The organism is Cellvibrio sp. (genome assembly GCF_053579595.1).
Window position 1 is genome coordinate 1 of sequence record NZ_JBRFPI010000394.1, and the last position, 3984, is coordinate 3984.

Here is a 3984-nt window from a genome sequence, read left to right on the forward strand (position 1 = left end):
GCGTGTGGTTTTTATGTCTACCAGAAACAAAAACTGCCGCATAGGCGGCAGTGTCGGGGATGGCTTGTAAATAGGGTGTAGATCAAAGCACAGATACTGTACCTGGCGCGCTTTTCAGATTATTGCTCTCGGCGTTGGCTTGCTCGGTATCAACTTGACGGGTATTGGCTGACAAACGATTACCGGTATTGGTGGTGGCGATGCGGAACTCTTCTTGCTGTTGATGCCTGCCGATGATTTTGTGGTAGTTGCACACGTTATCGACGAATCCGTCTGGCTCCCAACCGCGCATATAACCGTGTTTGGCGCGGCTGTAATATTGGTGTTTGGATAATAGCGGCATGTATTTGCGCACATCGTCCCACTTGGTTGGGTCACCGCCCATGCGCTCGGTCAGTACTCGCGCATCTTCTACATGGCCAAGTCCCTGGTTGTATGCGGCCAGTGCCATATTTAGCCTGTCTTCACCCTGAATGCGTTTGGGTAACCGCTCCAATACTATGCTCAGGTACTTGGCGCCGCCGCGAATGCTTTGTTTTGGATCTTCACGATCCTGAATGCCCATCGCCTTGGCGGTATTTTTGGTCAGCATCATCAAACCGCGTACGCCGGTGTGGGACCTCGCATCTGCTTTCCAGTGGGATTCCTGATAACTAATCGCCGCCAGCATTTGCCAATCCAGGCCAAACTCTGCTGCTGCCGCTTTCATATCATCAATCCATTGTGGCAAACGCTGCTCGAGGCGATAGGTAAACGCCATAGCTTCGCCAGTAGTTACTTCTTCTATATGGCGGTCAAAAAATTCTTCAGTCACTTTCGCAAGTGTGCCATCTGCTTTAATGCTGTTCAGATATTGTTGTGCGGCATCAAACAGGCTGGTATCGCGTTGGGTAGGGAATGCCCATGCCAAGGGTTGTGGATCACTGACATCAAATGCTAACTGGGCTTTGGGATAGGAATAGCGGTTCAGGTCGTAGGCGCTGGAGTCGATGACGGCGTAATCTGCTTCGCCTTTGTTGATCATTTCAAGCAGGTCGATCATTTCGGCGTTGATTACGGCACGCCACTGCAGTTCCGGGAATTCGGCTTGCAGCGCTTTGAATCGCTCCGCATGGGAAGAGTTGGCAACCACCAGCACTTCTTTGCCGTTCAAGTCCGCAACGCTGGCAGGTTGGGGCAGGCGGCTGTTGTAAACCAACTGCTGGGTAACTTGCATAAACGGGGCGGCAAAGGTGACCTTATTGGCGCGGCTTTCCAGCGCTGTTAAGCCTGCGGCAGCAAAATGGACATGTCGCCCGGCAACGCTGTTCAGCATTTTGTCGAGGTCAGATTCATCTTCAACGATCAGTTTCAGGCCGAGCGAATCCGCAAAGCCTTTTACAAGGCTATATTCAAAACCCGTCAGGCCATTGGAGCCTTCGTAGTAGGTAGTAGGACCATTGCTGGATAAAACACGCAATTCGCCTGCTTCAAGCACCTGTTCCAACTGGGTCGGAGGGGTGCTACGCACCAGCAGCACGCTGCTGGCAATAAGTAACGAACCGATTACGAGGCTCGTCAGGATGGACTTAATCACTAACACTGATGGTTTGCGAATTTCCATAAGGGGTTACTCCGGTTGCTGAACTGCAACGCCCGAAAGGCTGTTCTCTTCGTGTGTGCGCATTCATGCCGAATCCAATTCCATTAATGACCCGTGCAAATACATCGCCATGGTATAGGCACTTTTTTTGTGTGCCTAGCTTGTTTTTTGAGCACACATGGGCTAGCGATTTGGTGATTATTTGACCTTTTTTGCCTCTATCCCCCGAGCCACAAGGGATACGGCGATTTTCAGACGCTCAAAAAAAGCCGACAAACGGTTAAAAAAATGCTGAAAAATGTGACATTTGACGCCTTTGGCGTCCCAAATCAGGGCGGAAATGGGTGGAAAAACGTAAGTTTTTGTTAAAACTCTGCACAAAAATACGCCGAAATTGAGACTTTTTAGTTATAAGGCAGTTTTTTCTTGTTATTCATGCACGAGCTTTAGGTCGCCTTTTCACTTTGAGATGTGGCTTATTTTTTATTTCAAAGTGATGACGCATTTGCACTAATCCGCTTACGCAGATTTTAAAATTGCCGCCATTAATTTCGGGCTCAGGCGTGCAAGCAGCGGAATAAATTTTGTTTTGCCAATAAAAATTTCAGCGCGATTATTTTCTATTCCTTTAATAATTTCCTGTGCGGCATAGGCGGGTGTTATTTTTTTAGCGCTGCGTCCGTGAGTCATAGGTGTGTCAACGAGCGGCAATATGGCTTCATGTACGTTGATAGGCGTATTTTCCAACTGATACCCTAAACTTGTTGTGAAATTGCGCAGGCCTGCTTTGGTTGCACAATAAACGGCTGAATTTTTTTTGGGATAAAACGCAAGCCCGGATGTGATATTGATAATTGCCGAGGGCTGGTGGCGCTTTTCCCATAGGCTAACAAAGAATGCACAAATAATGATGGGTGCTGTTAAATTAATGGAAATTTCTTCATCGATATTATCCATAACAAAATCGATATCAGTCAGCATGGGAGTAAATTGAATGCCCGCATTATTGATTAGCACGCTAATATCCCGATACTGGCTGGTAATGGTATTTAGCGTCGAGATTAATTGATTGTGATCTGCCAATGAACATTGGTAGTAAGAGATAGTAGGTAATTCGTTGTGCAACGCGCGCAATTTATTTTCATCGCGTGCGATCACAATGATTTTATTTTTACGCGCCGCCAATTGTTTTACCAGTTGATAACCGACACCGGATGTGCCGCCAGTAATAAGTATTGTTTGCGACTCTAATAGCATATGTGCCCTCTGGTGTGGTTGCTGTTATCACACTTATTAATGTGTATAGGTAATATTTTTTTGCAGCATGCGGTAGTGTTGCGGATATTGCATTAACCTGGGTTAAGCGGGCGGTGTATTAATACATTAAATAATGTCGCTATATAAATTATCGAAGGAGAGTGATGTGCGTGAAATGTTGCAGGCATTTGGATGCGTTCGTCAGGTAATGAAAGGCTCTTTTTTATTGCGTCAGTATGAAAAAAATCAGCAGCTCTTTTTTATTGAGCGAGGATTGGTAAAGGCGTTTTACGAAACGAAGGATGGAAAGGAATTTATTAAATCGTTTATTGCAGAGGGTGGGTTTATCGCCAGTATGCAGGCAGTAGTCGCTGGTAGTGCTAATGCTTTCTCTGTCTTGGCACTGGAGGACTGCGCTGTACTGGAAGTCCCGGCTTCGGTATTTGTAGGGCCGCTAGCGGATGACCCAGTGGTTCTGCAAAAACTCAATCAGGCGCTGTTGCAGTTGGCCATGAAAAAGGAGCAGCGCGAATACGAGTTCTTGTGCTTGTCGCCTGAACAGCGCTATCTGGCATTTTGTGAGCGGGAACCGGTGTTGATGGCGCGGCTTACGCAGCAGGATATTGCCCGTTATCTCGGGATTACCCCCGTTGGCCTGAGCCGGATCCGTAAACGCTGTGGATTGGTTACTAGCGATCAGGATTAACCTCCTCTTTCATCCTTATTCGGTGAAACTTCTGTCGGCTGGTCCGCAAAATCCAGTACAATGGCGGCCTTTTTCATATCCCCCCGATGCTGAGGCTCTTCCCACTATGCTGATTCTGCGTGGCGCTCCCGCTCTTTCCAGTTTCCGTACGCAAAAACTCCTGGCCAACCTGCAACAGCGCGTTCCTGCTGTGACCAGCGTCAGCTCCGAGTTTGTGCATTTCGCCAATGTTGCTGCACCTTTGAGTACTGAACAGCAGCAAGTGTTGCAACAACTGCTGACCTATGGCCCTAAAGTCGAAGGTCAAGTGAGTCATGAAGGTGAGCTCTTTCTGGTAGTGCCGCGCCTTGGGACTATTTCCCCCTGGGCATCGAAAGCGACAGATATCGCCAAAAACACCGGCCTTGAGCCAGTGCGCCGCATCGAGCGCGGTATTGCC

General features: G+C 48.0%; 4 protein-coding genes. 2 read left to right on the forward strand and 2 right to left on the reverse strand.

Annotation, left to right across the window (positions count from 1 at the left end):
* Positions 1–82: 82 nt before the first annotated feature.
* The gene (gene mltF / locus ACWA6V_RS18365) at positions 83–1603 is read right to left on the reverse strand and encodes a membrane-bound lytic murein transglycosylase MltF (RefSeq protein WP_449523853.1); all 1521 of its coding nucleotides are present in this window, start codon (positions 1601–1603) and stop codon (positions 83–85) included.
* Positions 1604–2101: 498 nt separating this feature from the next.
* Complete coding sequence (locus tag ACWA6V_RS18370) at positions 2102–2839, reverse strand: SDR family oxidoreductase (protein ID WP_449523854.1); 738 nt, start codon at positions 2837–2839, stop codon at positions 2102–2104.
* A 175-nt stretch (positions 2840–3014) separates the two neighbouring features.
* Between ACWA6V_RS18370 and ACWA6V_RS18375 the strand changes: the two genes are divergently transcribed.
* Together ACWA6V_RS18375 and ACWA6V_RS18380 are read left to right on the forward strand one after the other, a co-directional pair.
* Positions 3015–3545 (forward strand): Crp/Fnr family transcriptional regulator, encoded by a 531-nt coding sequence (locus ACWA6V_RS18375; protein WP_449523856.1) that lies wholly within the window; start codon positions 3015–3017, stop codon positions 3543–3545.
* Between the two features lie 106 nt (positions 3546–3651).
* Positions 3652–3984 (forward strand): hypothetical protein (locus ACWA6V_RS18380; RefSeq protein WP_449523855.1); only part of this gene is annotated, 333 nt, incomplete at its 3' end.